This is a genomic window from Leptospira yanagawae serovar Saopaulo str. Sao Paulo = ATCC 700523 (assembly GCF_000332475.2).
Classification (GTDB): Bacteria; Spirochaetota; Leptospiria; order Leptospirales; family Leptospiraceae; genus Leptospira_A; species Leptospira_A yanagawae.
The window spans coordinates 14,594-34,718 of record NZ_AOGX02000029.1 but is presented as its reverse complement, the minus strand read 5'-3'; the positions used below and the strand labels follow the sequence as shown (position 1 = coordinate 34,718).

Here is a 20,125-nt window from a genome sequence, read left to right as displayed (position 1 = left end):
ATGGCAAAGATACTAACCGTCGATGATGCACCTGCGGTATTAAAAATTCTAAATTTGGTTTTAACTACTGAAGGTCATGAAGTTGTTTCTGCCTCCAATGGTATGGAAGCATTAGAAAAAATTGAAAACTCCAAATTCGATATTGGAATTTTTGATGTGAATATGCCCGGCATGACAGGGATCGAATTAACAGAAAAAGCACTAAAGACTGAAAATGGGAAAACAATGAAAATAGTAATGTTGACCACTGAGTCGAGTGATGAAATGAAAAACAAAGGAAAAGCAGCCGGAGCTGTTGGATGGCTTGTGAAACCTTTTGCAAATGAGTCACTCACAAAACTGATCACTCAACTGATTTAGGTCTATGGCATCAATTTTAGTTGTCGATGATTCACCTGCAGTGTTAAAAATTGTACGCCTTGCTTTGAGTAGCCAAGGTCACAATATACTCATCGCATCTTCAGGTGAATCTGCTTTAGAAACATTAAAATCAAACCCAAACATCGACCTTGGGATTTTTGACTATAACATGCCTGGTCTTAGTGGAAACGAACTGATCAAAGAATCAAAAAAAATAATCAAAAATTCTAAATTCAAAATATTGGTTTTATCATCTGAAAAAAAACCAGAGGTGATATCAAAGGCCTTATTTGATGGAGCAGATGGTTGGATCGTAAAACCTTTTAAAAATGAAGAACTAATCAAAAACGTCTCCGAGTTGGTCGAACCCGATGATGCCAATTGAACTTGATGTTATATTTGCTGTAACACTACTTTCGGTTACATTTAATTCCGTTATTTCACTTATACTTTTCCAATTATCAAAAAATTCTAAATCAGAAATCAAACTTAACTTTACTGCTTTTTTTATAGCTGTCTTTGTTTTGAGAAATTTTATGTTGTATCTTTTTGGATCTTCCAAAAATGAATTATTTTTCTTTTTTGCCGAATCTCTAACATTGTTTAGCTCCTACTTAATTATTGCTTCGGTATTGCCAATACTTTCAAAATATATTTCCACAAAATGGATTTATTCTATCTTAATCACTTTCTATGTTACATTTGTTTCCCTATTAGTCTCAGGCGTTGAATTTTTTTGGCTTTCAACACCTACTTCGGTGTTTAATGCAGTTGTACTTTTTTCATTTGGAATCATTACATTTAATCTAAAAGATTATGCTCCAGGCCTTAGAATCTATTTTTTAATCGTTTGTATTTTATTAGCGCTCCAAAGATTGTTTTTCCCTTATTTATTTACCTTAGAAAAATACCGTCCCTGGGGATACACTCTAAGCACTCTATTCATGTTTCTTTTCGGAGTTGCGTGTATCCTTTTTAGTTTCCAGGTCCAAACAAAAAAACTAAATTTATCACTATTCGAATTAGAAACCTTACAAAAGGCGATCAAAGACGTCAACGTACGACTGCTCATCATGTACAACCAACTTCCAGCCATTATTTACAATATTGAGTTCCTACCGGAACCCAGGACATCTTACATCAGTTCAAAAATGGAGGAAATTACAGGTTATGGGATTAATTTCTTTTATGAGAATTCTGATTTCTTTCGAGATATTGTCATTCCCGAAGACCAACATAAAATAAAAGATTTATACGAAGGAAAATCACCGATCATTTTGCGAATGATCCATGCGAATGGCTCAATCGTTTGGACAGAACATTACGTAAATGCATCCAACGATATCTTAGGGATCAAAAAAAGAATCGATGTGGTGGCGTTAGACATCACAAGTTCGAAAAAAATTGAAATCTCACTTCTACAAGAAAAGAATCTTAACTCTACGATTTTCGATAACGCAGCCAACCTTATTCTCTTAACCAATTCAAAAGGTTTATTGGAAAACATAAATCCCGCTGCATTAAACTTACTCGGTTTGTCCAAAGAAGAAGTCATCGGCGAATACATTCAAAATATAATATTAGTACAAGAAGATAAAGAATTTTTAAAAGAAGTTTTGGATGATATCAACGAAATTCAAAATATAGCAGAGAGTCTTATTTTACGATTTGTAAACCAACAAAAACAAACTCTTTATTTGGAGTGGAGGCTTGGGATCATTCGTGACAATAAAAATGAACCTGCCAAAATCATTTGGATAGGGATTGACCAAACATCGAAACGAACCGCCGAATTAGAATTAAAGGAATTAAACAAATCTCTCGAGGAAAAAGTAAAAGCCAGAACCATCGAACTACAAACAAGTAATACAGAACTTAATTCTGCTTTATTCGCCTTAAGAGAAGCCCAAGAAAAATTGATTCAAAATGAAAAACTTGCTTCCTTAGGACAACTTGTCTCTGGGCTTGCACATGAAATCAATAACCCAATTGGAATGATCAAATCTTCCGTTGAGACATTGATCTCAGAATGGGAAGAAGAAACTGAAGAAGAAAACAATAGATCAGTCAATGAAATTTTAAATTTAATCATCAATTCAAATGAATCCGGCCTTAGGATTCTCACCGGCCTTTCTAACCGTCAAACACGAAAATCATTATCAGAATTACTAAAACAAAATGAAATTATATACCCAGAGGAACTAGCAGAACTTTTTGTTGATTCTGGAATCAGAAATTTATCCGCTTCAATTTTAAACAAAATCAAATCCAGTGTGCAAAACCTAGATGATTTCAAAAAACTTAAAAAATTCCTTCTAATGAAACAATCATCAGAACACATCCACTACTCTATCAGGCGTCTTTCCAAAATTACATTTACTTTAAAAAACTTTGCTGGTTTACAATCGAATTTAGAACTCATTGATTTTTCTTTAAAAGATACAATCCATTCTGCCATTTCATTGTATAAAGAATACTTTTTACGTGACATCAATCTAATTTTGAATTTAGAGTTTGAGGGTAAAATTCGTTGTATCCAAGGAGATTTGGTCCAACTTTGGAGCCAAATGATTTGGAATGCCATCCAAGCAGTTTCATCAAAAGGTACAATTTGGATTCGTAGTTACCAATTAGGTGATTCTGTTGTGGTCGAAATCGAAGATTCAGGAATAGGAATCCCTTACGAACAACAAACGAAAGTGTTTATGCCATTTTTTTCAACAAAAACATCGGGTGATGGTCTTGGACTTGGTCTTTATCTTGTGAAAGAAATTGTCAATCGTCACAACGCCAACATCAGTTTTGATTCAAGTCCAGGAAGGACTCTTTTTAAAGTGGTTTTCCCTTTTAAATCGTAATCGAAATTTTACCTGAGTTATTTGTTTTTCCGATTACCAAAGACTTTTCTCCAAGTGATTCCAATGTAGACATCGCAGTATCTACTAAATTCGAATCAATGACTAATATATAACCAATACCCATATTAAACGTGCCATACATATCATGACGATCTAAGGAATGGTCTTTTTCTAATTTTGAAAAAACATAAGACTCTGGAAGAGAAAAAATCTCAGCACCAATCCCTTTTGGCAATACCCTTGGAATATTTTCATAAAATCCACCGCCAGTTATGTGAACCATTCCCTTTATGGATACTTTTTCAATCAGTGATAAAATCGATTTTACATATATTTGAGTGGGAAGGAATATATGTTCTTTTAAAAATTCTAATTCACAGTCAGAAGTTGGTAATTTACCATCCTTAAGTAACAATCGACGAATGAGCGAAAAACCATTGCTATGTGGACCTGATGATTTTAATCCAATGATTGTGTCTCCTGATTTAATGGATTTACCATCAATCATTTTATTTTTTTCCACAACACCGACAACGAATCCAGCCAAGTCGTATTCATCATCAGGCATAACACCAGGATGTTCCGCTGTTTCGCCACCAACTAAAGCACAATCTGCCAAGGTACAACCTTTCACAATACCGGAAACGATTGCTTCCATAGTAGGTAAATGAAGTTTCCCACAGGCAATATAGTCTTGGAAAAAAAGTGGTTTTCCACCATTTACCAAAATATCGTTCACACACATTGCGACCAAATCAATCCCAACTGTATTATGGATACCAAGTAATCGGGCAATTTGTAGTTTTGTGCCAACACCATCGGTTCCAGACAACAAAATTGGTTCTTGGTACGATTTTAAAAAACTAACATCGTAACAGGCGGCAAATCCTCCGAGGCCACCCAATACATTTTGATTATGAGTGGATGCAACATTTGTTTTGATTCTTTGGACAAACTCTTGCCCTTTTTCTGTATCAACTCCAGCATCTTTGTATGTGACTTTGTTTTGGTTAGACATGGAGTTTTCCTATTGTGGTATTAATGAGTGATAAGGTATGATTCGGAGTGATGGTTTTTGCAATTCTACCTGCAAGGTGAACATAATCGGAATCAGGAGTATTCAAAAGAATATCCAGTTGATTTTTATTTTCCTTACATCCATCAGGTAACTTTAAAATTTTTTTCATATGTAGGGACGTGCCCATGTTACCATCATAAACTTTCAAATTTGGATAATGGTAACTGATTCGTTCTCTCAAAAAAACATAATGTGTACATCCAAGTACAATGATTTCAGTTTCAGGTAAAACTAACTTGATTTTGGAATCCAAATAATTCCATGCTTCTTCCCAATTATCAGAATCTATCAATTTGGCGAGTCCTTCACATGGAATGGGAAGAATTTCTGTTCCAATCGCAAGGCCAGAAACTAAATTTTTGAACTTTTCTTCTTTAAGGGTTAATTCAGTAGCAAAAACCGCAATTTTGACACCCGGATTCTCAACTAGCGCCGGTTTAACGGCAGGCTCCATTCCAAAAATAGGAATCGTATGTTGTTTTCTTAAAAAATCGGCAGCTGCTGAAGTCGCAGTGTTACAAGCAAATAAAACAGCTTCGCAATCTTTTTCGATCAAATATTCAAATGCATGTTTTGATAACTCAATCACTTCCTGTTTGGATTTTTGTCCGTAAGGTGCGTGGATTAAATCCCCAAAATAAATATAATCAATGTTGGAAGTTTCTTTCCATAAAGTTCGTAATACAGATAACCCACCTAATCCTGAGTCAAAGATACCAATTTTATATCTGCCACGTGAATTCATTTAAGATGCTAAATACTTCTTAATATTCTCAGCTAAAGTTTTATAAATCCACTCATACTTTGCGTCGTCTTCTTCAAGTAAGGTGACTCGAAAACCATTTCGACTGCAACAAAATGAACTGAGAGGAACTACACAAATTCCAGCAGATGCCAAAAGGTGTAAAACAAATCGGCGATCTAATGCAGCTTTTTCCATAAGTGGAGCTACAAAGTTTTTTACCTTCTCATTTTGAATTGGCAACGTCATATGTGACTTTAAAACTTCGTCTTCAAATAAAACGGTTAGGTAAAAAGCACCTTTTGGTTGGATCACCTTTACACCAGGAATTCCTGACAATAAGGAAGTGGCTTTTTCTGCTCGTTTTTTAAATTTCAAATTCCGAGTTTTTAAGTGATTTAAAAATTCTGGATGGGAATACACCAAGGGAATCGAAAGTTGTGGTAAGGTTGTTGAACAAACTTCCAGCATTTTCGCGTCTAACAACGATTTAATGTAACGTTCAAATGTAGCATCATTTTTACGATTAAACACTTCCAACCAACCACACCGTGCACCTGGCCATGGAAACTCTTTTGAAATCGATCGAAGAGCAAAACCACAAACCTTCTCTCCAATGACCTCGGATAAATGGATGCTACCCCACTCGGAATAATTCACATGGGCATAGGTTTCGTCACAAATTAAGATGATATCATACTTTTCACAAATTTTGACTATCTCTCGCATCACTTCTTTTGGATACACTGCACCTGTTGGGTTGTCAGGATTGATGAGTAATATCCCCGCAATCGAATCATTGTATTTGACTTTGTTTTCAATGTCTTCTAAGTCAGGCATCCAATCGTTATTAGGATTTAATTCGTATGTTAGGTGTTCGTATCCTGAGTGTGCTGCTTCTGCAGATGACAAAGTGGAATAGGCTGGAGATGGTCCAAGGATCCTTGCTTCCCTTCTCATAAAACCAAATATTTTTGCTACAGCATCACCTAGGCCATTGAAGAACAAAATGTCTTCAGATGTGATTTGAGCTCCACCCCTCTCATTGACTTTCTCTGCCAAAAACTTTCGAGTGGTTTCATCACCTTGGGTTGCCGTATAGGCCCAAGATTTATTTTGGTTCACAAGTCCACTGACAATCTCTTTCATCCAAGCTGGGATACTCTCACCTTTTTGGATGGGATCCCCTATGTTTTCCCAAGTGATGGGAACACCCATCGCTTCGATTTGTTTGGCAAGGGCAACAATTTGGCGGATTTCGTAAATGAGGGCATCTGCCCCCGAATGGACTATATTTCTTCTCATATCATTTTTTGCCCTTTTGGTAAGTGGCCTCCACCAAAGGGATCGATAATTCCATCTCTTGGGTATCCCTTAATATCTTCAACCGTAAGACGCCCCCAAGTCCGACAAGTCCCACTTGTTCCCGTAAATCGTTGATATGGCGGATCACAAGCCCATTGGCACCTTCAATAAAGTCGTAACGACGGAGTCCCCCTTTCTCTGCCGCAGAGTGTGGTTCGATGTCGTACACAAGAACTCCTATGGCTTCACTTGGGATGCCTAGGGAACGCCTATGGTCAGGGAGAGGTGCCGTCGCCATGACTACGAGGGTTGCAGGGCGAATGTTTTGCCCTACATTTTGTTCAATTTGACGTAACACACGTTTGGCATAATTGATGGGAATGGCAAACCCGATGCCGGCACTTGCCCCACTGGAGGAGCGGATCATGCGATTGATTCCTACCACCTCTCCATAGATATTGAGGAGAGGACCACCACTGGAGCCAGGGTTAATGGCTGTGTCGGTTTGGATATGGGTTTGGCCCGTTTCATCTAAATCTTCTCTGGACTTGGCAGAGACCACACCCACAGTGAAAGTTTTCTCCAAACCATAGGGAGAACCAACGGCGATGGCCCAATCTCCCACTTCGATTTCGTCGGAATTTCCAAGAAAAGCAGGTGTGAATTTGTCTTCACTTGGAATTTTCAAAAGAGCAATGTCGGCACGTTCATGGCTTCCCACATACCGTGCCGGAAAAATCCTACCATCGGACATGATGATCTCTATGATTTCGGCATTTTTGATGACATGGTAGTTGGTTACAACAAACCCACGTTCATCAATGATGAATCCACTCCCAATGGAAGAAATGCGATCTTCACGACTTTCTCCAAAGGCATATGGATGGAAAATCATCTCTGTTTTTTTGGTTCGAATGGAAACAACAAATTGTTGGGCTTCACGGTAAACATTTCGAAAACTGGATTGGATTTGGATGGCTTGGCTTTGTTTGCTTGCGGAGATCGGTTTTGGAGAGGAAAAAAGTTTTGTCAATGCGGACCGGATTTCCGGGAAAAAGATTGCAAACAAAAGTACAAATACTAAGGCAAAGTTAATGTAGACGACTGGCGGAATCGAATTTTTTCTTTCCATAGAATGCCAAAACCCCCTCCACTTTTGCCGATTCCCTTCCTGTGTCGAACGAAAAAGAGAAAAACGATCATTACAATCTTATTCTTTCCATTTTTCGTGACCGGATGTTTGCCATATCTATACCATTTAGGGAAAGAACAATCTGCAATCATTTTAGGCAGGGAAAAAATTGAACTAGTCTTAACAAAACCAAATCTTGATCCAAAAACCAAACAAAAATTAAATTTAATCCGAGAAGTAAGGGAATTTGCTATCGATAAACTAGCGCTAAACGAAAAAGGAGGTTTCGAATACTTTACAGAGTTAAACCGGGAAGAAATTGGTTGGAATGTGAGTGCCTCAGAATCATTAAATTTGAAATCATACACGTGGTGGTTCCCAATAGCAGGTACAGTCCCTTATAAAGGATTCTTTAACAAAGAATTGGCGATCGAACTCGAAAAGGAACTCAAAGAAAAAGGTTACGATACCAGGGTTAGACCCATTGGTGGATATTCGACATTAGGTTGGTTTTCTGATCCAGTCTTATCTCCACAATTAACTTGGCCTGACCATCGTTTGGTAGGACTCGTCATCCATGAAATGGCACATGCAACAGCCTATTTGCCAGGTGACACAACATTAAATGAATCTTACGCGAGTTTTGTGGAAGAAATTGGAACAGAAATGTTTTACGTCGCAAAAGAAGGAGAAAATAGTCCTCATCTCATAAAATTTAAAAAAGAAAAACTCAAACGAGAATCAATATTAAAACTTCTCAAACAATATGCAGACCAACTGAAATCTGTTTATGAAAGTGATAAAGAGGATTCATCAAAGTTAGAATTAAAAAAATCAATCATTCTAGATTTTAAAAATAAAATCATTTCAGAAAACCTAATCCCTGAAGAAAAATCGAAAGAATTTTTAGTTAGAGAATGGAATAACGAAGATTTTTTAGGAGCTCTTCGTTACCATTCTGGTGAAGTGAGTTTCTTTAGTTTATATGAAAAATCAAATCGAGACCTATCTAAATTTCATAAAGAAGTACAAAACCTTTTTTCATTACCTGAAGAATCTAGAAAAGAGTTTTTAGAACCAACTCATTAATCTTCAATGATAGAGGTTGTGAAAAGTTTATAACCAATCCAATACCGATCATCGATAGAATGAATTTTTGCTGCTCTTTTTCCATCCAATAATCGAATATGTAAGGGTTTCTCCAACTCTTCTTGAGCAAGGAATTGACGTATAAAAAACAAATTATGAACTCCTGTTTGTGTTCCAGAATGCAAAACAAAGAGTCCCTTTTTTGTTTTAGCCAAATAATAGGCAATCCCAGAAAAGTCATTTGTGTATTGAAGCGAAGGACCAATTTGTTGGTTTGCATATACAACGGCAGTCGAATTTGATTTTGGCTTGATCTCAGTTAACGCTTGTCCATCCAAACAAAGGTAAGTAGAATTACACCAACCTAGTTCGGAAAAATCTACCAAATAAGGAGATAGAGAATCTTTGTTTCCATTTGTCTCCCAAAGAACTAAGCCAGCACTGATTTCATTTTCCAAAGAAGAACGATATCCAATTGCTGAAACAGTTGGTTTTTTAGGGGATATATCTTTTAATTTCAATGGAGGGTTCAATAAAAAATCGGAAACGGAAGAAACGGCATAGTATTCCGTATCAGGTATGGACAACGGAACGACTGCGTGGATTCCCGAAGTAAAAAGATAATGGCGATTTTTTTGATTGAATCGCAAATTTGTTCGGTATTTGTCAGACAATGATTCACGTAAAATCACTTCTTGACTGCCAGATTCGGCGGATCGGAAGTATCTTACGAGTTCACGATAGATTGACTTATTATCAGGGAAAAGTTCCCGACCAAGAGACTTACCTCCCGCAAAACTTAATAAATATGTTTTTTTGCCCAAATCAAAAATTCCGTGAAACTCTTGTTTACCGGTCATTTTCTTTTTTAATTTCTCTGCATAGATCTCAAAAGTCGGAATATTTCTAACATACAATAATTCATTTGAAAATCTTTCTGAAGTGTAACGAAAGATTTCCCTTGCCACTGCTAAATCGAAAAAACTTTCAGAACTATTTTTATCCAAACATTGTTGCAGAAGGTACTGGAATAAAAATTCATATTCCTTTTTCAACTCTGAACTTAGAAATTCATTTTTGTTTTTTCGATTTAAGTCGTTGATAATGGATACATAGTCTTCCGGTTTTTTAGTCTTTGCTAATTCATATACTTTCTGAAATGCATTCTCCGGATTTTTCACATTCCCCATTTGTTTTTTTAGGTAATCGCGTTTCCAAAGGAAATCATTCCACTTGTCCAACCAATAGGAATTCCCTGGACCCAATTCCTTCGTTTGTTTTTGGATTTTAGATACCAAAGACTCTGCAAGTTCTAAATCTCCTCGCAAATACAATGCTTTAACGAATTCCAATTGAAAAAATAAAACCCTATAATTCCTACCTTCTTCTTGTTCCATTTGTAACAATAGTTCAAACAAAGAATTCACTTCTTGGTTTTTCTGAAAGGGAATTGAATTTAATAACAAATGAAAAAACAAACTTCTATTCAAATGGGAGAGTTTGGTTAAAACGGATTGACCATTGGTTAAGTATTCTGGTGTTAACGTAAGAACCTCAGAATAACCTGTTTGCAATAAATCCTTCCATGAAGAGTAAAGTTTAAGTCGATAGGAATCATAAATAGAATCTGAATAACCAAATTTTGTGAAATCACGAGAAAGGATTTTTTCATCAAACTGTTTCCAATCTTTTTTAAATCCATAATTATAAGCTGATGTTGAATTAAGTGAGGTAATGTAAATATCTTTGTCACCGAATACAAACGCCTTATGAAAATATATTTCTAAAATTCGATTTTTGACTACATTCTTTTCTTTTGAGGTTTTCGCAAACAATGAGAGTTTTTTCGTTTCAGTATCTGCTTCATGGAACATATAATTCTGAATGTATAAACTACCCAAACGATAGGCTTGCAAAAATGGATCCTCTTCTTTTTCGATTTTTGCCCGAGCTTCATTTTTGGACTTGAAATCATTGAATTTTCCACTTCTAAGTTGAGAATAAAATCCAAGTGCTCCTAAATAAGTATCACGTTCAATCCCAATAAAATTATTGGTTTCGAAAGAACAATCCTCCTTCTCTTTGGAAGAAAAACAGGAAACCAAATATTCATATCGAATTTGATTTTGAAATGGAGAGTTTTCATATTTTTTCCACAACGGTCTAAAAATTGTTTTTTTGGAAACAAAGGGAAATATCTCCGATCGAAGTTTTGCCAGTTTTAATTCTAAGGCTGGTAATTTTTCATTTCCATCATCTAACAATGTGGATGCGGTATAATAATTTTCGTATGCCTCATTTGTTTCTTTTGCTTTTTCATTTTGGAAGCCTAACTCCATAAATTGAATTGCACTTTGAGTTAAATTTTCGTTTGAGATTTTGAATGGTTTCCAGTTCCCTATCATAAAAGAATTTTGTCTTTTAGCTAAATCTTCTAGTTTAGAGGGAAAAAATTCTTTTTCTTGGTTAAGATCAATTGGAATGATATTCTGAATTCGTTTGGAACGTAACACTTCGTAAATATACCCAAGCCTATCCCAATGTTTTTGAGAAACAAAATTATCCCGACCTAATCCAACAATCGAGATTTCAGATCCGCTGCCTTGAAACATTTCGCGTAAAGGTAATACTTGTGATACATCATCACCAAATAAACTCCTTTGGTTTTCTAATTTCTCTTTTGAAATCAAATAATCTGTATTGGATAAAAGGATTCCTAAATTTCCTTCATTCACTGTCCGAATATGAGAATCGCGAAATTTTTGTTCGTCTCCTCCGAATACAGTCACCCATTTCAATCGTCTTTCATTTCGTTCATCAAATAGTTCGGTATGATTTCGATCAAAAATAATGGATGGGTGTTTGCCTTGTTGTTTTGCAATCGAGAGGATATAATTTAACTTTTGCCCATCAATTCTTTTACCTAATAATTGAATTTGAGGGAATTCATATCCTAAGTTTGGAATGCATTCACTTACATTTGACTCTATATCACAGTTTTGATGGATTTGTTTGCCATCCTTAAAATAAAAGCTGTGGATCATGTTTCCAATCTGAAAATAACCATTCCATTCCGAAAAAAATCGATCATTTGCAACTCGATTTGGCTCTAAAAAGAATTTTCGTTCCGGTGAAATCGTTTTTAACTTATCCAAAAGAATTGATAATCGATTTGCTTCAGACGTTTCTTGTTTGAGAAGTGAAGTAACGGATTCTCTTTTGATTGTTTTTTCAATGGTTTGAGTTGCAATTCGTTTGTATTGGTTATACCATTTCCGAATGTCTTGATAATTCAGATTGAGTTTTGAATCTTCAAATTCGAATTGTGCCGAGATTAAATCACGGAATAATTCCAAACTTCGGAAGTTTTCCCATAAATTCACCAAAGGTACGAAATTTGATTTTTGCATTTGAATTTTCGAATGAATATCTAGAAAACCAACCAATCTATGTTTCGGAGTAAACATCCGAACTGGCAAATTAGTTTGGTATGTTTGGAAGGCTTCTTTTAGGAAAGGTTCAAATTTCCCCTTGGAATCAGTGTTTTCAAATTCCCATTTGGACCGAATTACATTTGACCAAAACTTTTCCTCATCCAATCGAAATTCATACGCCATCTCCGAGGTTTCTTTCCATTTTTTTTCTGCCATAAGTTCGTCACCTAGCATCATATAAATGGAATATAAATTTAGTAATACTCTGACTCTAGTTTGCCTTGAGATCGGATCACCTGATAAACCGATAAACTTTGGATCGACAAGTCCAGGGTTTTCTAAATGAAAAATCGATTCCGATAAAACTGAAGTAAAATCCTTATTTTCCCGTTGGTTTTGCAAAGCCAGATAATACAACGCAGTTCCATAGTACAGATCGTATTTTGGATTGGAGATTCTAAAATTTGTAAAACAAATTTCCAACTCAAGTTTACAACTCGCCAAATCTCTTTCTTTCCAAGTTTTCAAATCAGCAAAAAATTCGGTTAATACTTGTTTTTTAAGTCCATTGTTTAATGAAAAACTTTCCTGGATCATAAATGCCGAATGGCTATAATTATGGAAAAGTTTATCCAAATCTTTGTTAGTTGCAGATTTAAATAAAACTTCCACTAGTTCTTGGTACCGTTTATTTGCCTCTTCTAAAAGATCACTTTTTTGGTATATCTGCGCTTCTACTTGCCTTGATTTTGCTAATATGTTTTTTCCAATGATGGTTCCATCCAATCCATTAGAAGTGATTAATAAATTTCGATTCTGGATTTCCTTTAATGCAGCAACATACTCTTCTTGTTCAATATGATTCTCAATTCGTATCCCAAGCGTTAATAAATATTTAAAGTTATGAGGGAACTCTCCTGGGAAACGGCCATCGCCTATCACTCGAACGTTATCACCTAGAATCAAATTCCACAAACTCCACTTCTTCCAACGAGTGTATAAAGATTCTTTGGAACTCTGGTATTCTTTTTCTGCCAAATCCAACATTTGATAGGAATCTCGGAATCGGCCACTTTTTTGAAAAGCGATAGCGAGGTAATTAGCCAAATTGATTGGGCTAATGAATTTTACATCTTTGTTGTAAGCAATTGCTGTTTGGAAAGAAACGATAGCTTCTTCATAACTTCCAGACTCCAATTCAGATAATCCACGTAATGAAAAAAGTAAAGCCAACTTTGAGCGAATCCCATTGAGCCCTGAAAGTGAGATCACATTGGCTTCTTGGGCGTGTTGGTTTACATACTGATAATACTCATTTTTAAAATAAATATCAATGGACTTTGAAAACTGCTCCGAAGCTTTTTTATACTGACCTTGGTAAATCAAAGATTTTCCATAATTAAATCGATAAATTGCTTCTTGTTTGTATCCTTCGAATTGATTTTTAACGGATAAAGAATTAGAACTTTCTTCTACCTTTCGATAACTTTCATTTGCTTTCGGATAATTGTTTAATAAAAAATAATTATTCCCTAAGTTTAAATTTAAATCTGAAATTACCTTTTTGTTTGGATACTCTTCTCCCAAAAACACTAAAATCTGATTGTACAATTCTATATTGGCTTCTAAATTTTTATCCGGAAAATACTTTTTATACAAATTTTCGTAAATATCAAAGTCAACATCCCCGGATGAGGGATCTTTTTGTAATTTCATCAGATCCACATATTGGTACAGCCATCCGAGTAATTGGTATGCATCATAATGTGTCGGATCCGCATAAATGATCCATCGAAGTTCCAATTCTGCACGTTTGAAATTCTCCAATATTTCTGCCTTACGAACATCGGTCATTGTTCCCGTTGCATAATAATAAGATTCAAATGTAACATATTTATTGATTAAATAATAAGAATAACCATATAGAGTAGCTAAATCCAAATATGGTCTGGCCCTCGGGACGGCTTGTTTAAAATACAATTCTGTCCAACCAAGAGCCTTCGCGGACAATACTTCAATATTCTCGAAATCTTTTATATTTACAATCCCACGAACAAGCTCCCTATCAGTTACGATAGAAGTGATACTCGCCAAATTGCCAATCAAATTGAGTTTATCTTTACTTAGAATATTGATCTGATTTAATAGAGCACGTTCTTCTTCTTCTCTGATCTTTTTACCATAACTAAAAATTGTATCTACCATCTTCCTTTGGTAATAGATCGCATATTCCTTGTATAAGGAATCTAAATACAAATTTCTAGTTTTAACCAAAAACATATTTTGATTATTAAAAAAATAATGAAACGATGATTGTAATAAGTCACCAATCCTTTCAAATTCAACGGCTTTGTTTTCAAAATAAAAAAACGCACTTTTGATATCTTCCGCACCCAAATCCACACCAAGTAACGGATCATAAAACTCTAAGTAGATTTTTAAATTCCGAAGGGCATCCGAGGTATTTCCGGCTGCTTTTTGGTTATAATATTTTAAAAGATTGGCACGTAATAAAATTGGGTTTTTGTATTCTGCCATAAAACTACGGATTTCAAAGACCGATGGTTTCCCTGCAGGTTCCAAATCCAATTGAATGGGGATCGGAATGATGGAGTCCAACACTTGATTGGATTCATTATAACGTCTTAAATCAGACAGTGCTTTTGCTTTAATGAATTGGATTGTTTGTAAAAATATCGGATTTTTATTGGATTCTTTTTTATCTAAGACAGAATTTACATAACCTAAAACTAGTTCACTGTTTTTGGAGTCAGTGATTTTAAAAATTACATCTTCCAATAGAAAACGCAAATCTCGTTTTCGATCATTTGAAAATATATGATTAGGGTCATTTAAATAAATTTGTTTTTCTTTCTCCCAAGAGAGAATCATCTCTTCATAAAAAGTAGACAATTGATTTTCATTTGGATTGAATTCATATCCACCTAACCTACGCTTAATTTCGTCAATTTGGTGGTAGTTTGGATAGAGTTGATAAATTTTTAATAAAATCTCCTTAGCACTTGAAAATTTTTTTTCTTGTTCGAGTTGATCAGCATATAGATGATACAATACAGCTTCACCATCTAAAGAAAATTTTGAAACAAAACTTTGTTTCATTTCGTTTTCTAAATTGAAAGCAGAACCATTTTGTTTTGCTTCATTCCATTTGATGTAAACGATAGCGAATTGGTTTTTTTCTAACTCAACTTTTCTTTTGAAATTTTTGATAAGGTTTTTTGCTTCTTCCGCTTTACCAACTCGATTCAAAGTGGAATACTTTAGGTAGGCAACTTGTGCTTCATATACAGGAAAAAGTGGATCTTCTGAATAAAAAAGTTCCACAGAATCTAAAGCTAAAAAATAAGACTCGATACTTTGCCCTGGCGATAAGGTCTTCGAATACTGGAATTGTTCTTTAATGTTTGATTGTTTCGGAATGGAACCGTTTTCTGGAATAAAATAAATATTAATCGCATTAAAGTAAGAGGCGGAAAATAAAATGGAGCCGCCATTAAAATTGGAATACCTTACATCAAAATTGGATGTTTCCCCTGAAGAGAGAACTCGTTCTTCTCCCGATGTTAAATTCTTTTTTACAAGAAGGCTATGGTCTCTGTCATCTAAGCGACCGTTACCGTTTGTATCTTTACGAATCGACGCATAATATAAATTTTTCGACCGACTATCCACCGTAGGAGAAAAATCGAGAAATTGGTCATTAGTGATCCGGTTCACCGATCGATTCGAAAGTTGGAATTGGTAAATCTCACCTTTATTATCTTCAAAATAAGAAACAAAATATATAAATTGTCCATCTGATGAAACATATGGAGAGGTTACTCCGACTGTTGTCAGTTGGTTAATTTCTTTAAGTTGATTCAATTGAATTGAACATAAATTTGGAATGCCTGGTGTGAATCGATCTGAAACAAAGTAAATCGTTTTTCCATCTGGCGACCAAACAGGATCTGTATCAATGATCCCTTTTTGGTATTCGCCCTTTCTGTTTGGTTGGTTGGTTAAATTAACAAACTCATCACTAATAAATCGATTTCCTTTTAGATATTCCTTAATCCATTCCTCAGTGTCGATAGGCAACAAAACCAAATCACCTTCTGAATCAAATTCTTCTGAAACAAACACAAGGTATTTCCCATCAGGTGAAATAGCCGGCTTCGTTTCGGAAAAGGAATTATCTGTGATTGGAACAACTATCGAACTTTGTAAGTCACGAAACCAAATATCAAAATTACCTTTTTGGTCAGTTGCATAAAAAAGATAACGTCCATCTTTTGTAGTAGAACTGTACAAGTTATTTCCCCTTTGTACTGTTAGGGGGAATGGCTTTGACTGTGACGGTGAAAAATAATTTTTGGAAATAGCAGAATAATCAAAATTTACATTCGAATATTTTACATTAGATTGGAATAAAGCACAATTGAAGGTAAAAATAGAAAATATTAGGTATAAAATGGATCTTTGAAAAGATATCATTGGTATTTTTCCCATCGACCTTGCGTTGTTTCAAAGTATTCTCCAATCGAAACATTTTTATAATATTCATCAATAAGTGTTTGTTTGAGTTTTAGTAATTCGTCTTCCTTTTTACCTTTTTTCTTTTGAGTGATCATTTCTTTTTCTATGATAAATTTTCTAGACTCATTTAGAAAAAGAATTACATCTTCAACTCGTTTGCGTTTGGCAGGGATTTCATAATTTACATATGTAGGCAATGAGGAAGCCAAGGGATTGAGTTTGATAAAACCCAGAGGTGTTTCACCCAAAATTCCATCTGTCTTGTATTTCTTAATTTCAGTTGAAAGATAATTTAATCGAACTCGGTGAGCTCTTATTTCTGGATCCGAATCTTCTTTGGCCAATTTTTCTTGGTTATTTTGACCGTTGGTTGAGGATTGGATGGAACCAATCATCCATCCTTCTTTTTCCAATTCACGATCTTCACCTACCATCTGTTTTTCGGCGGCAGTTTGCGCATTGGTAATGGTAATTGGAGGAACTTTTAAACTACATCCTATCAGTAAAAAAATAACCAATATACGTTTCATAACTACCTCACTCTTGGTATGTTTGGATTTCGTTTTGTGCTCTTTTCAAAAAGTTGGCAAGAGGCATCCTTTGTTGCGAAATTTTCCCATCTTCTAAATTCATTATCAATGACAACAAGGACCGATCAAAATAAACATCCGCGTAAACCAATCCTTTTGATAAGGATACATCAATTTTACTGATTGGATAACTATCAGTGATACGATCGATTAAAAAGTTTTGAGCTGATATTACATTCAAAGCACTTTTCCCGAAATCCCTTCCAATCTGAAAGATGGAAAAAAATAAATCTAAGTTAGCAATGGGTTCACTTAAATCTCTAACTTTAATATTCAAGTCAGCTTTGAGTTTCCCATCATCAATTTTGTCCCTAACTTTTGGAGCCATTAATTGTTTTAGATCAATGTCACGAATGAGTAAATTCCCACGAAACTCCATGGACTTAGGATCTAAATTCCCTAAATTGAATACTAAATTTTTACCTAAAATGATTCCATCCATGGAGTAGGATTTAAGTGACTCAATGTTTGCAAAATTTTCTTTGTATTCGATAAAGGCACTGAATCCGGGAGATTCGTTTTGTTTTTTTACATATTCAAAAGGTAAATTGGGAATGTTGGGATGAGTTCCTATCACTTTTCCTATGGTAAGATTTGGTGTGTTTGTCCTTCCATAGTTTTTGATAAAAATTGACTTATCTCCAATGATCAAACTTTCTTCAGGTTGGTAGGCAAGATTGTGTTGGATCGGAATTTTGGAGTTTATCTCCTCAACTAAGTATGCCTTACAATTTTCTCCGGGACATTTTTGATTGTTATATGCTAATGAAGGTAATTTTGTAAAAAACTCTCCGTTTATATCATAATCTTTGATTTTTAAGTTTAATCCAAGATCACCATGAACGGAAATACCTTTTGCCAAATACTGTTTTGTTGGAGAATGGATAAATAAGTTTAAATCTAAATTTCCAAAATAGGGACCAAGTGGAGGTTTTTGTTTTTCAAGTTTATTTAATTTTCCACTTAACGATGATTGTAACACACCATTAAAAGCCATTAACTTCAATTGTTTGATTAAAATTTCATTTGCACTGGTACCCGAAATAGTAAGATCCGTTGTTAATTTTAGATCTCTCATCTCCAATCCAGGTAAATCTGCATTTAAATTTGCAGAAATTAATTTTGCATTTGGCTCTTGCACATAACGAGCGCTTAATTTAATTTTTGGTTGGACACCAAGTAAATTCTGAATAGGTGAAATTTTTTCTTTCAATACAAGTGGCAATACAACTAATAAATTTGGAGTTGTTAATTTTATGTCCAATGGCGACAATGAAACAAACATGGTTTGTCCCAATTGGACATTCCCCTTCATTTGCAAATCCAAGGCTTTGTTTCCTGTGATTGTCTTTTGGTCTAATATCAGATTTTTGATTTGAATTTCTTTTAATCCAAATGGTTTATCAAAAATTAAATTTGTTTCTAAATCCAAACCTAAAATGGAAGCAGGAGACCTTGAACGATCAATTTGGTATCGGAATCCATCGATGTTAATTTTCGATTGTAATAACAAATTTTGAAACGTCTCACCTAATACAACTAAGTTTAGTTTTAGTTTCCCAGCAACTCCCTTTGCATACTCACCTAATTGAAGTTTGTCTAATGATAACGATAGATTAATCCCTGAATTTTTTGAATATTCTCCAGATAAAAAAATGGAAGATTGATTATAAACCAATTGTGAAGGAGAGATTCGAAATGATTTAAGGAATGGCAAAGGAAATTCTGCAGTTTTTTCCTTTTGATTCGAAAGATTGAGTGTTGCCGTCAAATCTACATTTGCTGTATCTAAAGAATGTGGTTTCGATGTTCCAACACGCACATAAACTTGATTTGCTTTTACTTTTACGTTAGCTTTGGACTCATTCCAATTTCCATGAATTCCAGTTCCTTCCAAAGAAAGTTCACCTAAAACTTTAATTTCTGGAAGAATTCCTTGTAACTGTTGTAAGGTGTTCTGCAAGGATCCTAACTGAATTTGAGAACGAATGATATCTAAATTTACATCTGGTGATTCTTTGGAAAGGTTTGAGATCGAACCAAATAATTGGATCCAAGTTTGCCCAATCACCCGTAGGTCAAATTGTTGCACTTTTAAAACATCTTCTTTTGCATCAAAATGGATATCGGATAACAAACGTAATCCAGTTTGGACTGCTTTGCCGCGAACATCCAAATGGATTTCATCCTTTCCTAAATCAGTCGCAAATAAAAACAATTCGGGAGATTCAGTGCGATCCCATTCCAACCTTAGGGACATAGGAAGAGACTCTTTCCACTTGACTTGATTGGAATCCAGTTCAATGAAAAGTGGCCTTTCCGAATTCAAATGGACGAGAATTTCATCTAACTGGTCTAAGGCTTCCATTCCAAGCGGGATCGAAGTGAACCGATTGGTGATGAGTTTGGTTTGAAAATCAAAATTCTGAAGTGAGAAATAACGGAGGTTGCCCGTTTCACGTATGTACTGGAGAGAAATTCCCTTCAGGTTTAGATAGGCACTTAGTTGTAGTGGAAGGTAAGTGGAAATTTCAGAACTGGGTTCTTTGGGTTCTTCCGCAATCGTTTCTTCTACTTCTTTGTCCTTTGGTTTTAAAAGGTATGCAAGGTTCCACTCACCCGCTCTTTCTTCGATGCGAATGTTGGCTTCCGTGATGCCGAAATCGGAAATTCGAATTTTACCGAATGCGAATAAGGGTAAATTGTAACGGAGCCTGACTTCTTTTGCAGTCAAAAGCGGAGATTCAGAAAAAGGACCGCCTGGAGTCACCCTGAGGTTTTGGATTTCGATTCCATAAAAAAGGGAAAAACAAGTAAACTTGCCCTCAACTTTTGCCATTGTGAAATGGGAAACAAGTTTAGGAAAGAGCCAGTTGGCAGTGAATTGGTTAAATACTAATTTGTAGAGGAGGAAGAGGACAAATAGCCCTCGAAATGTTTTGGTTTTGGCGATTCCTAAACTACTCTTCAGGATTGGATTCATCACAAGAATCGCCTC

The 20,125-nt window shown here is 35.2% G+C and carries 11 protein-coding genes; 4 read left to right on the top strand and 7 right to left on the bottom strand.

The genetic code is table 11. The features are described 5' to 3' along the window. Genes LEP1GSC202_RS14260 through LEP1GSC202_RS14250 form a run of 3 tightly spaced genes read left to right on the top strand, consistent with a single transcriptional unit; the run spans position 1 to position 3,218 of the window. Positions 1-360, top strand: a complete 360-nt coding sequence (locus LEP1GSC202_RS14260; RefSeq protein ID WP_015678528.1) for a response regulator — start codon at positions 1-3, stop codon at positions 358-360. Between the two features lie 4 nt (positions 361-364). Continuing rightward, positions 365-745: a response regulator gene (locus LEP1GSC202_RS14255; protein ID WP_015678468.1), complete on the top strand. Its 381-nt coding sequence runs from the start codon at positions 365-367 to the stop codon at positions 743-745. Further along, complete coding sequence (locus tag LEP1GSC202_RS14250; RefSeq protein WP_039929091.1) at positions 732-3,218, top strand: ATP-binding protein; 2,487 nt, start codon at positions 732-734, stop codon at positions 3,216-3,218. The genes LEP1GSC202_RS14255 and LEP1GSC202_RS14250 overlap by 14 nt, the downstream gene beginning before the upstream one ends. Here the strand turns inward: LEP1GSC202_RS14250 and purM are convergent. The 4 genes from purM to LEP1GSC202_RS14230 are packed head-to-tail and all read right to left on the bottom strand — an operon-like array spanning position 3,208 to position 7,475. Next, positions 3,208-4,236 (bottom strand): phosphoribosylformylglycinamidine cyclo-ligase, encoded by a 1,029-nt coding sequence (gene purM, locus LEP1GSC202_RS14245; protein WP_015678541.1) that lies wholly within the window; start codon positions 4,234-4,236, stop codon positions 3,208-3,210. The two genes, LEP1GSC202_RS14250 and purM, sit on opposite strands and share 11 nt — an antisense overlap. Beyond that, on the bottom strand, positions 4,229-5,041 hold the full coding sequence (gene murI, locus LEP1GSC202_RS14240) for a glutamate racemase (protein ID WP_015678488.1): 813 nt from the start codon (positions 5,039-5,041) through the stop codon (positions 4,229-4,231). The genes purM and murI overlap by 8 nt, the downstream gene beginning before the upstream one ends. Continuing rightward, positions 5,042-6,343 carry a pyridoxal phosphate-dependent aminotransferase gene (locus LEP1GSC202_RS14235; RefSeq protein ID WP_015678477.1) on the bottom strand — a complete coding sequence of 434 codons (1,302 nt, stop codon included), beginning with the start codon at positions 6,341-6,343 and terminating at the stop codon, positions 5,042-5,044. Between the two features lies 1 nt (position 6,344). Then, positions 6,345-7,475, bottom strand: a complete 1,131-nt coding sequence (locus tag LEP1GSC202_RS14230) for a S1C family serine protease (protein ID WP_015678530.1) — start codon at positions 7,473-7,475, stop codon at positions 6,345-6,347. A gap of 3 nt (positions 7,476-7,478) precedes the next feature. Here LEP1GSC202_RS14230 and LEP1GSC202_RS14225 point away from each other — a divergent pair, with 3 nt between their 5' ends. After that, a complete protein-coding gene (locus LEP1GSC202_RS14225; RefSeq protein ID WP_015678533.1) occupies positions 7,479-8,564 on the top strand; it encodes an aminopeptidase in 1,086 nt (361 codons plus the stop codon). Here LEP1GSC202_RS14225 and LEP1GSC202_RS14220 read toward each other — a convergent pair. The 3 genes from LEP1GSC202_RS14220 to LEP1GSC202_RS14210 are packed head-to-tail and all read right to left on the bottom strand — an operon-like array spanning position 8,561 to position 20,110. Continuing rightward, positions 8,561-16,495, bottom strand: coding sequence for a PD40 domain-containing protein (locus tag LEP1GSC202_RS14220; protein ID WP_015678473.1), 7,935 nt, complete (start codon positions 16,493-16,495; stop codon positions 8,561-8,563). The two genes, LEP1GSC202_RS14225 and LEP1GSC202_RS14220, sit on opposite strands and share 4 nt — an antisense overlap. After that, positions 16,492-17,067: a hypothetical protein gene (locus tag LEP1GSC202_RS14215; RefSeq protein WP_015678454.1), complete on the bottom strand. Its 576-nt coding sequence runs from the start codon at positions 17,065-17,067 to the stop codon at positions 16,492-16,494. Before LEP1GSC202_RS14215 ends, LEP1GSC202_RS14220 begins: the two co-directional genes overlap by 4 nt. A 7-nt stretch (positions 17,068-17,074) precedes the next feature. Beyond that, positions 17,075-20,110: an LIC_11026 family protein gene (locus LEP1GSC202_RS14210; protein WP_015678514.1), complete on the bottom strand. Its 3,036-nt coding sequence runs from the start codon at positions 20,108-20,110 to the stop codon at positions 17,075-17,077. Positions 20,111-20,125 lie beyond the last annotated feature (15 nt).

What these genes read in the sequence shown, in the direction of transcription:
- LEP1GSC202_RS14260 (WP_015678528.1), top strand. Translation starts at nt 1, where the DNA reads ATGGCAAAGATACTAACCGTCGATGATGCACCTGCGGTATTAAAAATT.
- LEP1GSC202_RS14255 (WP_015678468.1), top strand. Translation starts at nt 365, where the DNA reads ATGGCATCAATTTTAGTTGTCGATGATTCACCTGCAGTGTTAAAAATT.
- LEP1GSC202_RS14250 (WP_039929091.1), top strand. Translation starts at nt 732, where the DNA reads ATGATGCCAATTGAACTTGATGTTATATTTGCTGTAACACTACTTTCG.
- purM (WP_015678541.1), bottom strand. Translation starts at nt 4,236, where the DNA reads ATGTCTAACCAAAACAAAGTCACATACAAAGATGCTGGAGTTGATACA.
- murI (WP_015678488.1), bottom strand. Translation starts at nt 5,041, where the DNA reads ATGAATTCACGTGGCAGATATAAAATTGGTATCTTTGACTCAGGATTA.
- LEP1GSC202_RS14235 (WP_015678477.1), bottom strand. Translation starts at nt 6,343, where the DNA reads ATGAGAAGAAATATAGTCCATTCGGGGGCAGATGCCCTCATTTACGAA.
- LEP1GSC202_RS14230 (WP_015678530.1), bottom strand. Translation starts at nt 7,475, where the DNA reads ATGGAAAGAAAAAATTCGATTCCGCCAGTCGTCTACATTAACTTTGCC.
- LEP1GSC202_RS14225 (WP_015678533.1), top strand. Translation starts at nt 7,479, where the DNA reads ATGCCAAAACCCCCTCCACTTTTGCCGATTCCCTTCCTGTGTCGAACG.
- LEP1GSC202_RS14220 (WP_015678473.1), bottom strand. Translation starts at nt 16,495, where the DNA reads ATGATATCTTTTCAAAGATCCATTTTATACCTAATATTTTCTATTTTT.
- LEP1GSC202_RS14215 (WP_015678454.1), bottom strand. Translation starts at nt 17,067, where the DNA reads ATGAAACGTATATTGGTTATTTTTTTACTGATAGGATGTAGTTTAAAA.
- LEP1GSC202_RS14210 (WP_015678514.1), bottom strand. Translation starts at nt 20,110, where the DNA reads ATGAATCCAATCCTGAAGAGTAGTTTAGGAATCGCCAAAACCAAAACA.